The 18,888-nt window shown below is 71.9% G+C and carries 21 protein-coding genes; 10 read left to right on the top strand and 11 right to left on the bottom strand.

What is annotated here, in order from left to right:
- Positions 1–3 precede the first annotated feature (3 nt).
- From ACZ3ZD_RS29810 to ACZ3ZD_RS29785, 6 genes are all read left to right on the top strand, one after another.
- Entirely contained in the window at positions 4–315 is a 312-nt protein-coding gene (locus ACZ3ZD_RS29810; RefSeq protein ID WP_467403883.1) for an urease subunit beta, read from the top strand.
- Positions 308–2,029 carry an urease subunit alpha gene (locus ACZ3ZD_RS29805; RefSeq protein WP_467403880.1) on the top strand — a complete coding sequence of 574 codons (1,722 nt, stop codon included), beginning with the start codon at positions 308–310 and terminating at the stop codon, positions 2,027–2,029. The genes ACZ3ZD_RS29810 and ACZ3ZD_RS29805 overlap by 8 nt, the downstream gene beginning before the upstream one ends.
- Entirely contained in the window at positions 2,029–2,703 is a 675-nt protein-coding gene (locus ACZ3ZD_RS29800) for an urease accessory protein UreF (RefSeq protein ID WP_467403877.1), read from the top strand. Before ACZ3ZD_RS29805 ends, ACZ3ZD_RS29800 begins: the two co-directional genes overlap by 1 nt.
- Positions 2,704–2,812: 109 nt before the next feature.
- On the top strand, positions 2,813–3,490 hold the full coding sequence (gene ureG / locus ACZ3ZD_RS29795; RefSeq protein WP_467403875.1) for an urease accessory protein UreG: 678 nt from the start codon (positions 2,813–2,815) through the stop codon (positions 3,488–3,490).
- Positions 3,478–4,245 (top strand): urease accessory protein UreD, encoded by a 768-nt coding sequence (locus tag ACZ3ZD_RS29790; protein WP_467403872.1) that lies wholly within the window; start codon positions 3,478–3,480, stop codon positions 4,243–4,245. The genes ureG and ACZ3ZD_RS29790 overlap by 13 nt, the downstream gene beginning before the upstream one ends.
- Positions 4,246–4,387: 142 nt before the next feature.
- Positions 4,388–5,983 carry an alpha/beta hydrolase gene (locus ACZ3ZD_RS29785; protein ID WP_467403869.1) on the top strand — a complete coding sequence of 532 codons (1,596 nt, stop codon included), beginning with the start codon at positions 4,388–4,390 and terminating at the stop codon, positions 5,981–5,983.
- Positions 5,984–6,065: 82 nt separating this feature from the next.
- Here ACZ3ZD_RS29785 and ACZ3ZD_RS29780 read toward each other — a convergent pair whose 3' ends face one another.
- Positions 6,066–6,791, bottom strand: coding sequence for a lysophospholipid acyltransferase family protein (locus ACZ3ZD_RS29780; RefSeq protein WP_467403866.1), 726 nt, complete (start codon positions 6,789–6,791; stop codon positions 6,066–6,068).
- Positions 6,792–7,073: 282 nt separating this feature from the next.
- On the opposite strand from ACZ3ZD_RS29780, the gene ACZ3ZD_RS29775 reads away from it, so the two are divergent.
- Together ACZ3ZD_RS29775 and ACZ3ZD_RS29770 are read left to right on the top strand one after the other, a co-directional pair.
- Entirely contained in the window at positions 7,074–7,463 is a 390-nt protein-coding gene (locus tag ACZ3ZD_RS29775) for a DUF6153 family protein (RefSeq protein WP_467403862.1), read from the top strand.
- Between the two features lie 71 nt (positions 7,464–7,534).
- Positions 7,535–8,149: a DUF305 domain-containing protein gene (locus tag ACZ3ZD_RS29770; protein ID WP_467403859.1), complete on the top strand. Its 615-nt coding sequence runs from the start codon at positions 7,535–7,537 to the stop codon at positions 8,147–8,149.
- A 51-nt stretch (positions 8,150–8,200) separates the two neighbouring features.
- Here ACZ3ZD_RS29770 and rocD read toward each other — a convergent pair whose 3' ends face one another.
- The 8 genes from rocD to ACZ3ZD_RS29730 all read right to left on the bottom strand — a co-directional run bounded on the left by rocD (position 8,201) and on the right by ACZ3ZD_RS29730 (position 15,520).
- Positions 8,201–9,418 (bottom strand): ornithine--oxo-acid transaminase, encoded by a 1,218-nt coding sequence (gene rocD / locus ACZ3ZD_RS29765; protein ID WP_467403855.1) that lies wholly within the window; start codon positions 9,416–9,418, stop codon positions 8,201–8,203.
- A complete protein-coding gene (gene ddaH / locus ACZ3ZD_RS29760) occupies positions 9,418–10,227 on the bottom strand; it encodes a dimethylargininase (RefSeq protein WP_467403851.1) in 810 nt (269 codons plus the stop codon). The genes rocD and ddaH overlap by 1 nt, the downstream gene beginning before the upstream one ends.
- 152 nt (positions 10,228–10,379) lie before the next feature.
- Positions 10,380–10,865, bottom strand: coding sequence for an Lrp/AsnC family transcriptional regulator (locus ACZ3ZD_RS29755; protein WP_467403849.1), 486 nt, complete (start codon positions 10,863–10,865; stop codon positions 10,380–10,382).
- A 37-nt stretch (positions 10,866–10,902) separates the two neighbouring features.
- A complete protein-coding gene (locus ACZ3ZD_RS29750; RefSeq protein ID WP_467403846.1) occupies positions 10,903–11,082 on the bottom strand; it encodes a hypothetical protein in 180 nt (59 codons plus the stop codon).
- Between the two features lie 83 nt (positions 11,083–11,165).
- Entirely contained in the window at positions 11,166–12,116 is a 951-nt protein-coding gene (locus ACZ3ZD_RS29745; RefSeq protein ID WP_467403844.1) for a cytochrome c oxidase assembly protein, read from the bottom strand.
- 128 nt (positions 12,117–12,244) lie between these two features.
- Positions 12,245–13,270 carry a 6-phosphofructokinase gene (locus tag ACZ3ZD_RS29740; protein WP_467403841.1) on the bottom strand — a complete coding sequence of 342 codons (1,026 nt, stop codon included), beginning with the start codon at positions 13,268–13,270 and terminating at the stop codon, positions 12,245–12,247.
- A 253-nt stretch (positions 13,271–13,523) separates the two neighbouring features.
- Positions 13,524–14,252: a type 1 glutamine amidotransferase gene (locus ACZ3ZD_RS29735; protein WP_467403839.1), complete on the bottom strand. Its 729-nt coding sequence runs from the start codon at positions 14,250–14,252 to the stop codon at positions 13,524–13,526.
- Between the two features lie 29 nt (positions 14,253–14,281).
- Positions 14,282–15,520: a DUF1727 domain-containing protein gene (locus tag ACZ3ZD_RS29730; RefSeq protein WP_467403836.1), complete on the bottom strand. Its 1,239-nt coding sequence runs from the start codon at positions 15,518–15,520 to the stop codon at positions 14,282–14,284.
- A gap of 152 nt (positions 15,521–15,672) precedes the next feature.
- On the opposite strand from ACZ3ZD_RS29730, the gene def reads away from it, so the two are divergent.
- Positions 15,673–16,218, top strand: coding sequence for a peptide deformylase (def, locus tag ACZ3ZD_RS29725; RefSeq protein ID WP_467403834.1), 546 nt, complete (start codon positions 15,673–15,675; stop codon positions 16,216–16,218).
- 87 nt (positions 16,219–16,305) lie between these two features.
- Here the strand turns inward: def and ACZ3ZD_RS29720 are convergent, their stop codons facing one another.
- Complete coding sequence (locus tag ACZ3ZD_RS29720; RefSeq protein WP_467403830.1) at positions 16,306–16,950, bottom strand: TetR/AcrR family transcriptional regulator; 645 nt, start codon at positions 16,948–16,950, stop codon at positions 16,306–16,308.
- A gap of 170 nt (positions 16,951–17,120) precedes the next feature.
- Between ACZ3ZD_RS29720 and ACZ3ZD_RS29715 the strand changes: the two genes are divergently transcribed.
- Positions 17,121–18,350, top strand: a complete 1,230-nt coding sequence (locus tag ACZ3ZD_RS29715; RefSeq protein WP_467403826.1) for an acyl-CoA dehydrogenase family protein — start codon at positions 17,121–17,123, stop codon at positions 18,348–18,350.
- 15 nt (positions 18,351–18,365) lie between these two features.
- Here ACZ3ZD_RS29715 and ACZ3ZD_RS29710 read toward each other — a convergent pair whose 3' ends face one another.
- Positions 18,366–18,887: a cupin domain-containing protein gene (locus ACZ3ZD_RS29710; RefSeq protein WP_467403822.1), complete on the bottom strand. Its 522-nt coding sequence runs from the start codon at positions 18,885–18,887 to the stop codon at positions 18,366–18,368.
- Between the last annotated feature and the right edge of the window lies 1 nt (position 18,888).

Raw genomic sequence — 18,888 nt, 5'->3', positions numbered from 1 at the left:
GCGATGATTCCCGGAGAGATCCTGTTCGCGGACGACCCCGTCGTCTGCAACGCGGGCCGCGAGGTCACCCGGCTGACCGTCCTCAACGCCGCCGACCGGCCCGTCCAGGTCGGCTCCCACTACCACTTCGCGGAGGCCAACCCCGGTCTGGAGTTCGACCGCGGCGCCGCGCACGGCAAGCGGCTGAACGTCGCCGCGGGCACCGCCGTCCGCTTCGAGCCCGGCATCCCCGTGGACGTCGAGCTCGTCCCGTTGACCGGCGCCCGGATCGTGCCCGGACTGCGCGGCCAGACCCGAGGAGCCCTCGATGCCTGAGATCTCCCGCGCCGCCTACGCCGACCTGTTCGGCCCCACCACCGGCGACCGGATCCGGCTCGCCGACACCGATCTGCTGATCGAGATCGAGGAGGACCGCTCCGGCGGCCCCGGAAGCTCCGGCGACGAGGCGGTCTTCGGCGGCGGCAAGGTCATCCGCGAGTCCATGGGCCAGTCCCGCGCCACCCGCGCCGAGGGCACCCCCGACACCGTGATCACCGGTGCCGTCGTCGTCGACCACTGGGGCGTCGTCAAGGCCGACGTCGGCATCCGCGACGGCCGGATCACCGCCCTCGGCAAGGCCGGCAACCCGGACACCATGGACGGTGTCCACCCGGACCTCGTCATCGGCCCCGAGACCGAGGTCATCGCGGGCAACGGGCGCATCCTCACCGCCGGTGCCATCGACGCGCACGTCCACTTCATCTGCCCGCAGGTCGCCGACGAGGCGCTGGCCTCCGGCATCACCACCCTGGTCGGCGGCGGCACCGGCCCCGCCGAGGGCTCCAAGGCCACCACCGTCACCCCCGGCCCCTGGCACCTGGCCCGGATGCTGGAGGCGATGGAGGCCTACCCGGTCAACGTCGGCCTCCTCGGCAAGGGCAACACCGTCAGCCACGAGGCGATGCTCTCCCAGATCCGCGGCGGCGCCGTCGGCCTGAAGCTGCACGAGGACTGGGGCTCGACCCCGGCCGTCATCGACGCCGCGCTGACCGTGGCCGACCGGACCGGCATCCAGGTCGCCATCCACACCGACACCCTGAACGAGGCGGGCTTCGTCGGCGACACCCTCGCCGCGATCGCGGGCCGGGGCATCCACTCGTACCACACCGAGGGGGCCGGCGGCGGCCACGCTCCCGACATCATGACGGTCGTCTCGCGACCCAACGTGCTGCCCAGCTCCACCAACCCGACCCGGCCCTTCACCGTCAACACGACCGAGGAACACCTCGACATGCTGATGGTGTGCCACCACCTCAACCCGGCCGTCCCCGAGGACCTCGCCTTCGCCGAGTCCCGGATCCGCCCGTCGACCATCGGCGCGGAGGACATCCTGCACGACCTCGGCGCGATCTCGATCATCTCCTCCGACTCCCAGGCCATGGGCCGGGTGGGCGAGGTCGTCCTGCGGACCTGGCAGACCGCGCACGTCATGAAGCGCCGACGCGGCGCGCTCCCCGGCGACGGCCGCGCCGACAACCACCGGGTACGGCGCTATGTCGCCAAGTACACGATCAACCCGGCGCTCGCCCAGGGCCTCGCCGCCGAGATCGGCTCCGTCGAGACCGGCAAGCTCGCCGACCTGGTGCTGTGGGAGCCCGCGTTCTTCGGGGTCAAGCCGCTCCTCGTCATCAAGGGCGGGCAGATCGCGTACGCGCAGATGGGTGACGCCAACGCCTCCATCCCCACCCCGCAGCCGATCCTGCCCCGCCCGATGTACGGCGCGATCGGCCGGGCCCCGGCCGCCAACTCGGTGAACTTCGTGAGCCGGTCGGCGATCGAGGACGGGCTGCCGGAACGGCTGGCACTCGGCAAGCGGTTCGTGGCGATCGAGTCCACGCGCGCGGTCACCAAGGCCGACATGCGGGAGAACGACGCCCTGCCGGACGTCCGCATCGACCCCGACAGCTTCGCCGTGCACATCGACGGCGAACTGGTCGAGGCGACACCGGCCGCCGAACTGCCCATGGCCCAGCGCTACTTCCTGTTCTGATGAGCCGGGCAGCGCTTCTCGTCCTGGCCGACGGCCGCTTCCCCGCCGGGGGGCACGCGCACTCCGGCGGAGCGGAGGCCGCCGTCAAGGCCGGCCGCGTCACCGACGCCGCGAGCCTGGAGGACTTCTGCCGGGGCCGGCTGCACACCGCCGGGCTCGTCGCGGGAGCCCTCGCGGCGGCGGCCGTGCTCGGCGCCGACCCCGCCGAGCTGGACGCGGCGGCCGACGCCCGCACCCCGTCCCCGGCCCTGCGGGCCGCCGCGCGGCGCCTCGGCCGGCAACTGGTACGGGCCGCGCGGGCGACCTGGCCTTCCGCCGAACTCGACGCCCTGGCAAGGCGGTTCCCCAAGGGCGCTCATCAGCCGGTGGTGCTCGGGCTCGCCGCCCGGGCGGCCGGACTCGGGCCCGTGGACGCGGCACACTGCGCGGCGTACGAGAGCGTCAGCGGACCGGCGACGGCCACCGTGCGGCTGCTGAGCCTGGACCCGTTCGACGCGACCGGGGTCCTCGCCCGGCTGACCCCCGAACTGGACCGGGTCGCGGACGCCGCGGTGGAGGCCGCGCTCAGGGTGGCCGACGAGGGCGCCGACGCCCTGCCGGCGGCCTCGGCACCGCTGCTGGAGGCCATGGCCGAGGCCCACGCGGCCTGGCCCGTGCGGCTGTTCGCGTCCTGAACCGTGCGGCTGTCCGCGTCCTGACCCCACCCACCCGTAGAGACCAACTCCCGCAGACCAAGAGTGGCTTCGGCCGGCCCCGGGCCACCACTCGCACAAGGAGCCGTACATGCATCTCGACCACGCCCACTCCGGCCCCGCCGCCGTCAGCGCGGACGCCCACCGTCCGGACGGCACCCGCCGCGCCCTGCGCATCGGGCTCGGCGGCCCCGTCGGGTCCGGCAAGACCGCCACCGTCGCCGCGCTCTGCCGGGCGCTGCGCGACGAGCTGTCCCTCGCGGTCGTCACCAACGACATCTACACCCGCGAGGACGCCGAGTTCCTGCTCCGGGAGGCCGTCCTGCCGCCCGAGCGGATCACCGCCGTCGAGACGGGCGCCTGCCCGCACACCGCGATCCGCGACGACATCTCCGCCAACCTCGAGGCCGTCGAGGACCTGGAGGACGCCGTCGGCCCGCTCGATCTGATCCTCGTGGAGTCCGGCGGCGACAACCTCACCGCCACCTTCTCCAAGGGGCTCGTGGACGCCCAGATCTTCGTCATCGACGTCGCCGGCGGCGACGACATCCCGCGCAAGGGCGGCCCCGGCGTCACCACCGCCGACCTGCTCGTCGTCAACAAGACCGACCTCGCCCCCTACGTCGGCTCCGACCTCGCCCGGATGGCCGCCGACGCCAAGGCGCAGCGGGCCGAACTCCCCGTGATCCTGCAGTCGTTGCGCGGTGAGAGCGGGGTCGCGGAGGTGGCCGCCTGGGTCCGCGAACGGCTCGCCGCGTGGACGGCGTGACCGTCACCGGGGTCCGGGCGAGCGCCCGGATCGTCGCGCGCGCCGACGGCCGCGGCGGTACGGCCCTGCCCGTCCTGGACGGCGAGGGCCCGCTGGCGCTGCGCCGCACCCGGTCGACCGGACCCGGGACGAAGGTCATGGTCGTCGGCGCGATGAGCGGACCGCTCGGCGGCGACCGCTTCACGCTGTCCGCCCGGGTGGAGGAGGGCGCCCGGCTGCACGTCGGATCCGCCGCCGCCACCCTCGCCCTGCCGGGCCAGGCCAAGGGCGAAGCCCGCTACGACGTCCGGCTCGACGTGGCCGACGGGGCCGAACTGCACTGGTTGCCCGAGCAGTTGATCTCCGCCGGCGGCAGCGACCTGTACGTCGCCACCCGGGCCGAACTCGCCGCCGGCGCCCGGCTCGTGCTGCGCGAGGAGCAGGTGCTGGGGCGGACCGGGGAGCAGCCCGGCCGGCTCACCAGCCGGCTGACCGTGCGGGTCGCCGGCCGTACCGTACTGGACCAGGAGCTGTCCTGCGGCCCCGGCGCCCCGGGCGGCTGGGACGGGCCGGCGGTGCTGGCCGGGCATCGGGCGGTAGGCCAACTGGTCGTCGTGCGACCCGCGTTCGCGCAGTCTCCGGTCGAGGCGCGGGTACTGGGGGAGGGCGCTGCCCTGATGCCGCTGGCCGGCCCGGCGGTCCTGGTCAGTGCCGTCGCCCCCGACGCCCTGCGGCTGCGGCGGATCCTGGACGAGGCGCTGACCAGGCTCGGCTGAACCGGGGCGGACGGTCCGCGCACGAACATGATCATCCGGTTATCGGATTGGTAAAGAAGCCCGGCAAACCCTGTTCTCAGCGGCCTCACAGCCGAGAGGATCCCGCCTGACCACTCACAGCGAGGTAGGGGGAGGGGCCCACTTGAGGGAGAACAGACCGAAGAGCCGCCTGCTGGCACTCGGTTCCGCCGGAGCACTCGTCACCGCGACTCTGATCGCCGGCGTCGTGTCGGCGCCCACGGCCGGTGCCGCCGCACGGACCGTGCCGGACCGGGAGGCCAAGGGCGCCGAGATCGCGGCCGCCCGCGCCGCCAAGGAGGGCGTCACGTGGCAGGACTGCCCGGCCGACTGGGGGCTGGAGAAGCCCATCCAGTGCGGCTGGGTCAGCGTGCCGCTCGACTACGCGCACCCCTACGGCAAGCAGATCAAGCTCGCCGTGGACCGCATCGGCAACACCGGCACCAAGAAGGAGCGCCAGGGCGCGCTCGTCTACAACCCGGGCGGCCCCGGTGGCTCCGGCCTGCGCTTCCCGCGCCGCGTCACCACCCACAACGCCATCTGGGCGAACGTCGCCAAGGCCTACGACTTCGTCGGCTTCGACCCGCGTGGCGTCGGCCACTCCACGCCCATCTCCTGCATCGACCCGCAGGAGTTCGTCAAGGCACCCAAGATGGACCCGGTGCCGGACAGCCGCGCCGACAAGACCGCGCAGCGCAAGCTGGCCCGCCAGTACGCCGACGGCTGCGCCGAGCGCAGCGGCGCGATGCTGCCGCACATGACCACGCCGAACACCGCCCGCGACATGGACGTCATCCGCGCCGCCCTGGGCGAGCGGAAGCTCAACTACCTCGGCGTCTCCTACGGCACCTACCTCGGCGCCGTCTACGGCACCCTCTTCCCGGGCCACCTGCGCCGCATGGTCGTGGACAGCGTCGTCAACCCCAGGCAGGACAACATCTGGTACCAGGCCAACCTGGACCAGGACGTCGCCTTCGAGGGCCGCTGGAAGGACTGGCAGAACTGGGTCGCCGCCCACGACGCCGCCTTCCACCTCGGCACCACCCGCGCCGCCGTCCAGGCCAAGTGGCTCCAGCTGCGGGCCACCGCGAAGAAGCACCCGATCGGCGGGGTCGTCGGCCCGGCCGAGCTGATCTCCTTCTTCCAGAGCGCTCCGTACTACGACTCCTCGTGGGTGCCGGTCGCCACCGTGTTCAGCAAGTACTTCGCCGGTGACACCCAGGCGCTCGTGGACGCGGCCGCCCCGAACCTGTCGGACACCGCCGGCAACATCGCCGCGGAGAACAGCAACGCCGTCTACACGGCCGTCGAGTGCGCCGACGCCAAGTGGCCCACCAGCTGGCGGAAGTGGGATCGGGACAACACCCGGCTCAACAAGGACTACCCCTTCCTGACCTGGGCCAACGCCTGGATGAACCTGCCGTGCGCCACCTGGTCCACAAGGCAGCTCACCCCGGTCGCGGTCACCACCCACAAGGGCCTGCCGAAGGTCCTGATCGTGCAGTCCACCCGCGACGCCGCCACCCCGTACGCCGGCGCCGTCGAACTGCACAAGCGCTTCAAGGGCTCCCGCCTGATCACCGAGAGGGACGCGGGCTCCCACGGCGTGACCGGCCTGGTCAACCCCTGCATCAACCAGCGCGTCGACGCCTATCTGCTCGACGGCACGCTGGACGGCAAGGACGTGACGTGCGCCCCGCACGCCACGCCCCAGCCGTAACCCCACCGGCACGGTGACGAGGGGCGGCCGGACCTTTCCGGCCGCCCCTCCGCCGTACGGCCGCCTCGCCGCGGGCCGGACGTCAGCCGAGCGGCGCCCGCGGGAACCTGCGCTCGCGTACCGCTTGCTGTGCCGCCTGCCGCTCCTTCACGTCGGCCGCGTACTCGTCGACGTACTCCTGCCCCGACAGCGTCAGGATGGCGTAGACGATCTCGTCCGTGACCGCCCGCAGCACGGCCTTCTCGTTCTCCATGCCGGCGTAGCGGGAGAAGTCCAGGGGCTCGCCGAACCGGATGGTCACCGGGTGGATCCGCGGTACGACCCTGCCGGGCGGCTGCGCCTCGAACGTGCCGATCATCGCGCAGGGCACCACCGGCACCCCGGCCCTGAGGGCCATCACGGCGACCCCGACCTTGCCCTTGTACAGCCTGCCGTCGTGCGACCGCGTCCCCTCCGGATAGATGCCGAGCAGTTCACCCTTGCGCAGCACCCCGAGTCCCTCACGGATCGCGGCCTGCCCCGCCTCCTTCCCCGACCGGTCCACCGGGATCTGACCGGCACTGCGGAAGAAGAACGCGGTCAGCCGGCCCTTCACCCCGGGCCCGGTGAAGTACTCCGCCTTGGCGAGGAAGGTGATACGGCGCTTCAGGATCGCCGGCATCAGGAAGTGGTCGGAGAAGGACAGATGGTTCCCGGCGACGATCGCCGCCCCCGACGCGGGCACATGCTCCAGCCCTTCGATCCGCGGCCGGAACACCAGCCTGAGCAGCGGACCCAGGAACACGTATTTGAGCAGGTAGTAGAACACGGCTCGCTCCTCCGCTCGACCGGTACCTGTCGTCATCTGTAGCCAGGTCCGGGCGGTCTCATGCTGACCTCGCCGAGCCGGCTGATGGGCCGTCAGCGGATGCGGAGGCCGGCGCGGAGGCGTTCGACGTGCTCGCCGGTGAGGTGGGGCACGGTGACGGTGGCGCTCCCTGCCGGGCGCACGGGGTGGCGGCCTTCCGCGGCGAGGCGTCCTTCGGCGAAGAGACCTTCGCCTCCGGGCGGACAGTGCGGCGGTCGGCTCCGGCCGCCGTACGATGGCCCGGTGACCGGTACCCGAGCGCACGCCCCGCGACCGCCCCTGTGGCGCGTGCTGCTCGTGCTGGCGGTGCTGGCCGGGGTGTTCGGCATGCACGCCCTGGCACCCGGTGGGGGAATGGCACCCCGCGGAGGGATGGCGCACGGCGGACACGCCGGGGGCGCGCACGCCTCGGCCGCCGTCATCGCAGCGGACGACTGCCCGGACGACGCCGGCCACCGGCTGCACCACGCCGACGCCGGCTGTGCCTCGGGCGCGCTGGACGGCGCCCCGCAGCTGCCCGCACCGGTGGCGGCCTCCGTGCCGGCGCCCTGCCCGCGGTCCGCTCTGCTCCCGGCACCGGACAGTGCCAGGGCCCCACCCGACCTGGCCGAACTCCAACTCCTGCGGATCTAGAGGCCGCGCCGACCGCCCGGCGGTCGTGCTCACGCGTGCCCACATCCTCTCGGAACACCAGGAGTTCCCGTATGACCCCCCGTTTCCCGATCCGCCGTGCCGCGTTCGCCGTGGTGGGCGCCCTTGCCCTCACCGCCTGCGGCAGCACGGGCCACGGCACCTCCGCCACCCGGGGCGCCCCCGCCGCCTCCCACGGCGCGCGGGACGTCGCCCCGCACAACGCGCAGGACGTCGCCTTCGCGCAGGGCATGATCCCGCACCACCGGCAGGCCCTGGAGATGGCGGAGCAGGCCGCCGACCGGGCCGCGTCGGCCCGGGTGAAGGACCTCGCCTCGCGCATCGAGAAGGCGCAGGACCCGGAGATCCGCACTATGACCGGCTGGCTGCGGTCCTGGGGCGAGGACGTCCCCATGGACGGCATGGACCATTCCGGCCACGCCGGGATGCCGGACATGCCCGGCATGATGAGCGAGGCCGACATGACGGCCCTGAAGAAGGCCACCGGCAAGGACTTCGACACCCGGTTCCTGACCCTGATGGTCGAGCACCACCGGGGCGCCGTCACGATGGCCACCACCGAGCGCACGAAGGGCCGCTCCGGTGCCGCCAAGGCCATGGCCGACGACATCGTCACCGCGCAGAACGCCGAGATCGACGAGATGGGGCGGCTGCTCGGGGAGAAGTGACGGCACGGTGGGCGGGGGCCGGTGCGGCTACGGCCCCCGCCCGCCCGTCCCTCAGCCCAGCACCTTCTCCAACGCGCCCAGCGCGGACCGCAGCTCCTCCGCCGTGATGGTCAGCGGCGGCGCCAGCCGGATCGTGGAGAGGTGGGTGTCCTTGACCAGGACGCCCTCGCGCATCAGGCGTTCACTGATCTCGCGGCCGGTGCCGAGTGCCGGGTCGACGTCCACGCCGGCCCACAGGCCGCGCGAGCGGAACCCGGTCACGCCCCTGCCCACCAGCTCGGTCAGCCCGTCCCGCAGGACCACGCCCAGCTCGGCCGCCCGGCGCTGGAACTCGCCGGTCTCCAGCAGCTCGACCACGGCCGTGCCGACCGCCGCCGCGAGCGGGTTGCCGCCGAACGTCGAGCCGTGCTCGCCCGGGTGCAGCACGCCCAGCACCTCGCGCCGGGCCACCACCGCCGACACCGGCACGATGCCGCCGCCCAGGGCCTTGCCGAGCAGCAGCACGTCCGGTGTGACGTCCTCGTGCTCGACGGCGAGGGTACGGCCGGTGCGGCCGAGGCCCGACTGGATCTCGTCGGCGAGGAACAGGCAGCCCTTGCGGCGGGTCAGCTCGCGTACCCCGGTGAGATAGCCGTCGTCCGGGATGATCACGCCGGCCTCGCCCTGGATGGGCTCGATCAGTACCGCCGCCGTCGTGTCGTCGACCGCCGCCTCCAGCGCGGCCAGGTCGTTGTACGGCACGACCCGGAAGCCCGGCGCGAACGGGCCGAATCCGGCGCGGGCCGTCTCGTCCGTGGAGAAGCCGACGATGGTCGTCGTCCGGCCGTGGAAGTTCTCCGCCGCGACCACGATCGTCGCCTGCCCGGCCGGGACGCCCTTCACGTCGTACGCCCACTTGCGGGCCACCTTGATGCCGCTCTCCACCGCCTCCGCGCCGGTGTTCATCGGCAGCACCATGTCCAGGCCGGTCAGCTCCGCGAGCCGCTCGGCGAAGCCGGCGAGCCGGTCGTTGTGGAAGGCGCGGGAGGTCAGCGTCAGCTGGTCGAGCTGGCGGTGGGCCGCCTCGACGAGCGCCGGGTGCCGGTGACCGAAGTTGAGGGCCGAGTAGCCGGCCAGCATGTCGAGGTAGCGGTTGCCCTCGACGTCCTCCACCCAGGTGCCCTCGGCCCGGGCCACGACCACCGGCAGCGGGTGGTAGTTGTGCGCGAGAACCGGCTCCTCCGCGCGGATCAGGTCGGCGGACGTACGCGTGCGCGCGGGTGCGGTCATCAGCGGATCTCCTGGGTGCAGCACTTGATGCCGCCGCCGGCCTTGTGGAACTCGGACAGGTCGACGGGGACGGGGACATAGCCGTGGTCGCCGAGGCGTTCGGCGAGCGCCTCGGCGCGGGGTGCGATGAAGACGTGCCGGCCGTCGGAGACGGAGTTCAGGCCGAACGCCAGCGCGTCCTCGCGGGTCGCGAGGACCGCGTCCGGGTAAAGCCGCCTGAGGACCTCCCGGCTGCCCGGGGAGAACGCCTCCGGGTAGTAGCAGACGTTGTCGTCGTCCAGGACGAACAGCGCCGTGTCCAGGTGGTAGAAGTACGGGTCCACCAGGGTCAGGCCGATCACCGGGTGGCCGAGGAACTCCTGCGCCTCCCGGTGCGCCTCGCGGGTGGTGCGGAATCCGGTGCCGGCGAGCACGTAACGACCCGTCCACACCAGGTCGCCCTCGCCCTCGGTGACCGACTCGGGCCGGTGGACGTCGTAGCCGGCCGCCTTGAACCAGGTGTCGTAGTGCTCGGACTCCGGGCGGCGCTGCGGGGCGTGGAACAGGGAGCCGAACACCCGGCCGCCGACGACGAACGCCGCGTTCGCGGCGAACACCATGTCCGGCAGGCCGGGGACCGGCTCGACGGCGTCGACGGTGTGGCCGTGGGCGCGGTAGGCGCGGATCAGCGACTGCCACTGCTCCTGGGCCAGGTCCACGTCGACGGGCCGGTCGGGATGCATCCAGGGGTTGATCGCGTACTGGACGGCGAAGTGTCTGGGTTCACAGACGAGGAAGCGCCGGGAACGCGGCACACGACGATCGGACACAGAGGGTTTCCTCCGCTTTCCTGTGTGTCACTGAGAGGTGACACCACGGTAGGAAGGGAGGAATGCGGACGACAAGTGCGAAGAGCTGCGTACATGCGCAGCATCGCTGCGTTCTCTCGGAGTGGCGCGCACGCTACCTGCGCGTTCCGCCGTCACTGTGGGGCCGCATGGGTGGCGCCGGCTTCCGGGCTTTCCGGGAGCAGATGGGACAACACCATCACGCTGATCGTCTTCCGGATGAACGGCTCGGCACGGATCCGCTCCAGCACCTCCTCGAAGTGGTCCACGTCCCGGGCCCGCACGTGCAGCAGCGCGTCGGCGCCACCGGTCACCGTCATCGCCGCCGCGATCTCCGGATGGTTGCGGACGACCTCCGCCAGCCGCCGGGGCGGGGCGGCGCCCTCGCAGTACACCTCGACGTACGCCTCCGTGCGCCAGCCCAGCGCGGACGGCTTGACGGTCGCCGTGAACCCGGTGATCACCCCGGTCTCGCGCAGCCGGTCCACGCGCCGTTTGACCGCCGTCGCGGACAGCCCGATCGCCGCCCCTATCTCGGCGAAACTGGTCCGGGCGTTCGCCATGAGCGCCGTGATGATCTGCCGGTCCAGCTCGTCGAACGAGGGCGTCCTGCTGTTCATGCGGGCACTGTAGCCAGCCCCGCCCGGGCCGCGCGGCTCAGGACTGGGTGACGAGCAGGGTGAGGGTCAGCAGCCCCAGCACCACCCAGCCGAACCACAGCCAGCCGTTGCTGCCGAGCGCGACCGTGTAGGCGGTCACGAGGACCAGACCGCCGACCGTGAGCGCACCCATCGCCCTGGTGGAAGCGTGCGTGGAACCGTTCATGGAACCGGGCATCGCGACACCCTCCTCATGGTCCGTCTCACAGACCATGGTGCCCCGGATCCCGGCACACGGCGCCTCCCGGGACGCGACGGCCTTCAGCCCTGGCGCGCGTTCAGCGAGGCCAGGTAGGCGTTGTACGCCTCCAGCTCCTTGTCGCCGTCCCGGTCGGCGGCCCGGTCCGTGCGCTTGGCCTGCCGCTGCTCGGACCGGTACCACTGGAACAGCAGTGCGATGAGCACCAGCACCGACGGGATCTCGCTGAACGCCCAGGCGATACCGCCCGCCGCGTTCTGGTCGGACAGCGCGTCGATGCCGAGCGAGGCGGGCGGGTTCCGGAAGGTCCCCACCATCGGCGTCGAGGCCATCATCAGCGCGATGCCGAAGAACGCGTGGAACGGCATGCCCGCGAACAGCTCCAGCATCCGCATCAGGTGACCGGGCCGGTGCGGGCCGGGGTCGACACCGATGATCGGCCAGAAGAACACGACACCGACCGCGAGGAAGTGCACCATCATCGCGACGTGCCCGGTCTTCGAGCCCATCAGGAAGTCGAACAGCGGGGTGAAGTACAGGCCGTACAGGCTCGCGATGAACAGCGGGATCGTGAACGCGGGGTGCGTGATGATCTGCATGTACCGGCTGTGCAGCAGCATCAGCAGCAGCTCGCGCGGACCCTTGCGGCCCTTGCCGGCCGCAGGCAGCGCGCGCAGGGCCAGGGTGACCGGGGCGCCGAGCAGGATCAGGATCGGTGACAGCATGCTGATCACCATGTGCTGCACCATGTGCACGCTGAACATGACCATGCCGTAGTCGTTGAGCCTGGTGCACATGACCAGCGCGACCGTGAGCACGCCGACGGCGTACGACACCGTACGCGACACCGGCCAGGCGTCCCCGCGCCGCCGCAGCCGCACGACACCCCAGCCGTAGAGTGCCAGACCGGCGAGGCAGGCCACGAGGAAGAACGGGTCCGCCGACCACTGAAGACCCCGCCCCAGCGTGAACGGCGGCAGATCCATCATCATGCCGTGCCCGCTGTGATCCATCCGGCGGCTCCTGGTTCGTGGGGGTTGTGCGGTGTCTGTCCACAGCTGTCTGTGTCCGCACCCAGAGTAGAACCGGCCCCGGTCACCACGGTGACCGGGGCCGGTTTGTTCTCATCCGAACCACCGGGTCAGAGGACGCACTCCGCCTCGTCGTACCGCTCGGTGGGCACCGTCTTCAGCGTCTCCACCGCCTCCGCCAGCGACACCATCACGATGTCCGTCCCGCGCAGCGCCGTCATCCGGCCGAACTCGCCCCGGTGTACGGCCTCCACCGCGTGCCAGCCGAAACGGGTCGCCAGCACCCGGTCGTACGCGGTCGGCGTGCCGCCTCGCTGCACATGCCCGAGGATCACCGGACGGGCCTCCTTGCCGAGCCGCTGCTCCAGCTCGACCGACAGCTGCCGCGCGATACCGGCGAACCGCTCGTGGCCGTAGACGTCCTTGCCGCCCTCGTCGAACTCCATGGAACCGGGCCGCGGCTTGGCCCCCTCCGCGGCGACCACGATGGCGAACCGCTTGCCCGCCTCGAACCGCTCGCCGACCTTCCGCGTCAACTCCTCGATGTCGAAGGGCCGCTCGGGCACGACGACGGCGTGCGCGCCGGCCGCCATGCCGGAGTGCAGCGCGATCCAGCCGGTGTGCCGGCCCATGACCTCCACGATCAGCACCCGCTGGTGCGACTCGGCGGTGGTCTTCAGCCGGTCCAGGGCCTCCGTCGCCACGGTCACCGCGGTGTCGAAGCCGAAGGTGACATCGGTGACGGCGATGTCGTTGTCGATGGTCTTGGGCACGCCCACGATGGGCAGCCCGTTGTCCGACAGCAGCCGGGCCGCCTTCAGCGTGCCCTCGCCGCCGATCGGGATGATCGCGTCCAGACCGAGTTCCGCGACATGGCCCCTGGCCCGCTCCACCCCGTCCCGCAGGTGCTCCGGGCGGACCCGGGAGGAGCCGAGGATGGTGCCGCCGCGGGCCAGGATGCCGCCGACGGCGTCGAGGTCGAGCTTCAGGTAGTCGCACTCCAGGAGGCCTTTCCAGCCGTCCCGGAAACCGATGACCTCGTCGCCGTGGTCGGCGACGGCACGGTGCACGACGGACCGGATGACGGCGTTCAGGCCGGGGCAGTCGCCGCCGGACGTGAGGACACCAATGCGCATAGCCCGAATACCTTCTCAACGTGGGCCGGGTAACCGGACCACGTCGTCCGGCGGATTCCCGGTCACCCTACCGGCGCGAGGGGGTGGCTCCGTAGCGGGCGTCCGCCTGCTGGACGCGCCCGCACATGTGAGCGGACGAGCCGTCAGGCGGGCCCACCGGGAGTCTGCCGGACCACGTTGAAATCCCGCTGAAGAACAGGTTACGCAGGCTGCTGCGCAGCAGCTCTCCGCGCAGGCTGCTGCGCAACAGTGTCTACGCAGGCTGCTGCGCAGCCGCGATGCGCTCGTTGCGGAGCGCCTCGTACCAGCGGTCGTCGATCGGCGGCAGGGCGTTGACGTCCAGCGCCAGCTTCAGCAGCAGGTCGGCGATCAGCGGGTTGCGGGCGAGCACCGGCCCGTGCATGTACGTGCCGAAGACCGTCCCGTTGTACGCGCCCTCCGTGCCGTCCCCGGTGCCGTTGCCCTTGCCGATCTGCACACGGGCGAGGGGCCGGGCGGTGGGGCCGAGGTGGGTGACGCCCTGGTGGTTCTCGAAACCGGTCAGCGGGGGCAGACCCAGCTGCGGGTCGATGTCGGCCAGCACGTCGCCGACACACCGCTCGCCCTCGCCGCGCACCGACACCACGTCGAGCAGGCCGAGGCCCGGCTCGCGCTGACCGAGGTCGTTGATGAACTCGTGGCCGAGGATCTGGTAGCCGGCGCAGACCGACAGGACGATCGCGCCGTTCTCCACCGCCCGGTGCAGGTGCCCGTCACGGCGCAGCCGCTCGGCCGCGAGCCGCTGCGGACGGTCCTCGCCGCCGCCGATCAGGTAGATGTCGCCGGAGGTCGGGATCGGCTGGTCGCTGCGCACGTCGAGCCGGGCCACGTCCAGGCCGCGCTGCCGGGCCCGGCGCTCCACGACCAGGGCGTTGCCCTGGTCGCCGTAGGTGCTGAGCAGGTCCGGGTAGATCCACACCAGCCGCAGTTGGTTGTCGCTCATGAGGTGATCGCCCTTCGAGGATCAGAAGATCAGTTGCCGACGCGGCGGCGCAGGTCCTGGAACGCGGTGTAGTTCGCGATGACCTCGATCCGGCCCGGCGGGCACAGCTGCACGGCCTGGTCGAGGTTGTCGCAGACCTGGAAGTGCTGGTTCGCGACCTCCAGTCGCACGGCGAGGTCCAGCTTCCGGTCACCGACGACGAAGATCGGGTGGCCGGTCAGCCGGGTGTAGTCGACGTCCCACAGCCAGGAGGTGTCGGTGCCGTCGGCGCCGCGGGCGTTCACGGCCAGGATCACCGGCGCGGGCGGCGGGTCGATCAGGGAGAACGTCTCCAGCCAGCCGGCCGGGTTCTTGGCCAGCAGCAGCCTCAGGTCGCGGTTCTGGAACTGGACGACGTCGTACCGGCCGGCCACCGCCTGCACCTGGTACATCCGCTCCAGGGCGACCTGCGGCGGCACCCCGAAGACGGCGGCGACGGCCGCGGAGGAGGCGGCGTTCGCCTTGTTGGCACGGCCCGGCAGCTGCAGGTGGATCGGCCAGGCGGAGCCGTGCGGGTCCAGCACGTGGTCCCCGGACAGAGCCCAGGTCGGCGTGGGCCGGCGGAAGCCGCACTCACCGCAGAACCAGTCGTCGCCGGGGCGCTGCATCACGCCACCGCACGCCGGGCACGACCACGCGTCGTCCAGCCACATCTGTCCGGCGGCGACCCAGATCACGTTCGGGGACGAGGACGCGGCCCACACCACCAGCGGATCGTCGCAGTTGGCGACGACGACGGCCTTGGACCCGGCCAGGCCCTCCCGCCAGTTCTCGGCGAGCATCCGCGTCTCGGCGGCGCGGTCGAGCTGGTCGCGGGAGAGGTTCAGCAGGGCGATGCACTTGGGACTGGTGTCCCGGGCCACACCGGCCAGGTACTTCTCGTCGACCTCGATGACGCCGAACTTGGCGTCCGAGCCGCCCGCCAGGGCGGAGGTGATACCGGCCGGCATGTTGGCGCCGAGCGCGTTCGACACGACCGGGCCCGCGGCGCGCAGGGCTTCCGCGATGAGCCGGGTGGTCGTGGTCTTGCCGTTGGTCGCCGACACCAGGACGACGTCCAGGTTCTGGGCGAGCCGGGCGAGCAGATCGGGGTCGAGTTTCAGCGCGACCCGGCCACCGATCACCGACCCGCTGCCGCGTCCCGCTGCGCGCGATGCCGCAGCGACCGCCTTGCCCGCGGTCACGGCCAGCTTGGCCCGCGGCGAGAGCGGGTCCGAGTTGCCTGCCATCAGATCTCGATCCTCCTTGCGTACGCGCCGCGCCTGGGGCCATCCGGCAACGTGGTGTGAACCTCAGCCTATCGAGATCCGTTCCCACACCCGAATCCCGGTCCGGGCCCTGGGCGGCGGGCATGGGCGATACGAACCGTACCCTTGCCGCCATGCGACACGGTTCCATTCCGGGCGCCCGCGGGCGCGTCCGGCCTCTCACCCTGCTCGGCGACGCGGCGTTGCGCGAGCCCTGCCGGGACGTCACCGACTTCGGCCCCGCCCTCGCGGCCCTCGTGGAGGACCTGTTCGCCACGATGTACGCGGCGCGGGGGGTGGGTCTGGCGGCCAACCAGATCGGGGTCGGTTCGCGGGTGTTCGTGTACGACTGCCCCGACGACGAGGACGTCCGCCACCTCGGCCATGTGGTGAACCCACGGCTGGTCGAGGCCGACGGTGTGGTGGTCCGGGGCCCGGAGGGCTGTCTGTCCCTGCCGGGCCTGGAAGCGGGAACCGAGCGCTACGACCACGCGGTCGTCGAGGGCTTCACGGTGGCGGGCGAACCGGTCACCGTCCACGGCACCGGCTTCTTCGCCAGGTGCTTGCAGCACGAGTGCGACCACCTGGAGGGCCGGGTGTACGCGGACCACCTCACGGGGTGGCGCAGGCGCCGATGGGCGCGGCAGGTCTCCCGGGCCTCCTGGAACCGCTCGTCCTGAAACCCGGCGTCCTGAAACCCGGCGTCCTGGAGCCGGGCGTCTGGAACCCGGCGTCCCGGAACCGGACAGGCGCGCCCGGCCGAGGGGTCAGAACCCCGGGCCCCCCACCCGGTCGCCCGCGGCCGCGAGCCGCCCCCACAGCAGGTCCGCGAGGGAGCGCACCAACTCGGCCCGGGAGCAGGGGCGTTCACCCAGCCACCAGTCCCCGGCCGCGTGCATCATCCCGACGATCCCGTGCCCCCAGACCCGGGCCAGCCGCTGGCTTCCCGGGCCCAGGTCGACCCGCTCCTCGATGACCTGGGCCAGCTCCTCGCCCATCCGCCGGAGCAGCGGAACGCTGTGCTTGCCGACGTCGAAGCCCTGGTCGCCGCCGGTGTTGCCGTCCGCCGGGTGCATCAGGAACCGGTACACCTGGGGTCGCGCCTCTATCGCGGCGAGGTAGGTGTCCAGCGTCGACTCGACCCGTTCGCGCCGGTCGACGGGTGCGTCCAGCGCCGCCCGCAGGGAGTCGAGCAGCGCGTCGGTGTGCCGCTTGGCGAGCGCGGCGTAGAGTCCGCCCTTGTCGCCGAAGTGCCGGTAGAGGATCGGCTTCGTGATACCCGCCTCCGCCGCGATCGCGTTCATCGACGCCTGCGGGCCGTCGCGCAGCACCACCCGGTCGGCGGCCTCCAGCAGCTCGCGCCGTCGGCGGTCGGCGGACCGCTGCTGCTCGGTCCGCTGCGTGGTGTCCATGTGCTCTCCCCACCCGTGCTGATTCGGTGACGCCTGCGCAAACTAACACTGACCGTGCCCCTGACATCGAACGGGATACGGAGATGTCATCACCGGTTGACTTTTCCTACCGATCAGTAACAGACTCGCGTTACCGCTAGTAACATCGCACTGCCGCCGCTGGAGGGGACATGGCCGAGTTCACCATGGAGCTGAACGAGGAACAGAGGGAAGTACGCGACTGGCTCCACGGCTTCGCCGCGGAGGTGATCCGCCCCGCGGCGGCCGAGTGGGACGAGCGCGAGGAGACGCCCTGGCCGGTCATCCAGGAGGCCGCGAAGGTCGGCATCTACTCCCTCGATTTCTACGCGCAGCAGTACTTCGACCCCACCGGCCTCGGCATCCCGATGGCCATGGAGGAACTGTTCTGGGGCGACGCGGGCATCGCCCTGTCCATTGTGGGCACCGGCCTGGCCGCCGTGGGCGTCCTCGCCAACGGTACCGAGGAACAGATCGGCACCTGGATTCCCCAGATGTACGGCGACCCGAACGACGTCAAGGTCGCCGCGTTCTGCTCCTCCGAGCCCGACGCCGGCTCCGACGTCGCCTCCATGCGCACCCGTGCGGTGTACGACGAGGCCAAGGACGAGTGGGTGATCAACGGCACGAAGACCTGGGCCACCAACGGCGGCATCGCCAACGTCCACGTCGTCGTCGCCGTGGTCGACCCGGACCTGGGCTCCAAGGGCCACGCCTCCTTCATCATCCCGCCGGGCACGGCCGGGCTGTCCCAGGGCCAGAAGTTCAAGAAGCACGGCATCCGCGCCTCGCACACCGCCGAGGTCGTCCTCGACAACGTGCGGGTGCCCGGCTCCTGCCTGCTCGGCGGCAAGGAGAAGCTGGACCAGCGGCTGGCCCGCGCCCGGGAGAAGGCGAGGGCCGCCGGGGGCGAGCGGGTGAAGAACGCGGCGATGGCCACCTTCGAGGCGTCCCGCCCGGCCGTCGGCGCCATGGCGGTCGGCACCGCCCGCGCCGCGTACGAGGTCGCCCTCGACTACGCCAGGACCCGGGAGCAGTTCGGCCGGCCGATCATCGACAACCAGGGGGTCGCCTTCCAGCTCGCGGACATGCGGACGCAGATCGACGCCGCGCGTCTGCTGGTGTGGCGGGCGTCCTGGATGGCGGTCAACGGCAAGCCGTTCACCGCTGCCGAGGGCTCCATGTCCAAGCTGTTCGCCAGCGAGACCGCGAAGAAGGTGACCGCCCAGGCCATCCAGATCCTGGGCGGCAACGGATACACCCGCGAGTACCCGGTCGAGCGCATGCACCGCGACGCGGCCATCTACACGATCTTCGAGGGCACGAGCGAGATCCAGCGGCTCGTCATCGCGCGGACCCTGTCCGGGATGCCGATCCGCTAGGTCCCCTCCGGGCGCTCAGCGGTGTCTGAGCGGTGTGAGCTGCTCGATGTCGTACTTGGCCCTGAGCGCCTCGATCGCCTCGTGGTCCGGCGGCCCGCCGTCGGCCAGGATCTCCAGCAGTTCCTCGAAGTAGCGCTCGTGATCCGGCGGGGGAGAGGCCTGGAAGAACATCTTGGCCGGGGATTCCGTCGGGTTGGCGAAGGCGTGCGGGCAGCCGGGCGGTACGACGATGACGGTGCCCGGTGTCGCACGGACCACCCGGTTGCCCGAACGCGACTCCCACGAGCGCCAGTTGTCGGGGGTGCGCACGCGCGGCTCGAAGGCGAGGACGTCCAGCTCGCCTTCGAGGACGTAGAACAACTCCTCGCTGCGCGTGTGCACATGGGCGCCCACGTCGAAGCCGGGCGGCACCTCCACCTCGAAGGTGGACGCCATCCGCGAGTGGACGCCGGTGACCTTGAACGTCACCCGCTGGGCCGGGGTCGCCACGACACGGCCGTGGCCCGGCGGCACGTACAGTCCCTCGGTCCCGGTCATG

This window comes from Streptomyces sp. NPDC023481 (genome assembly GCF_055560195.1).
Note: the sequence above shows the minus strand (reverse complement) of the source record. Positions and strands in the feature narration are given on the sequence as shown.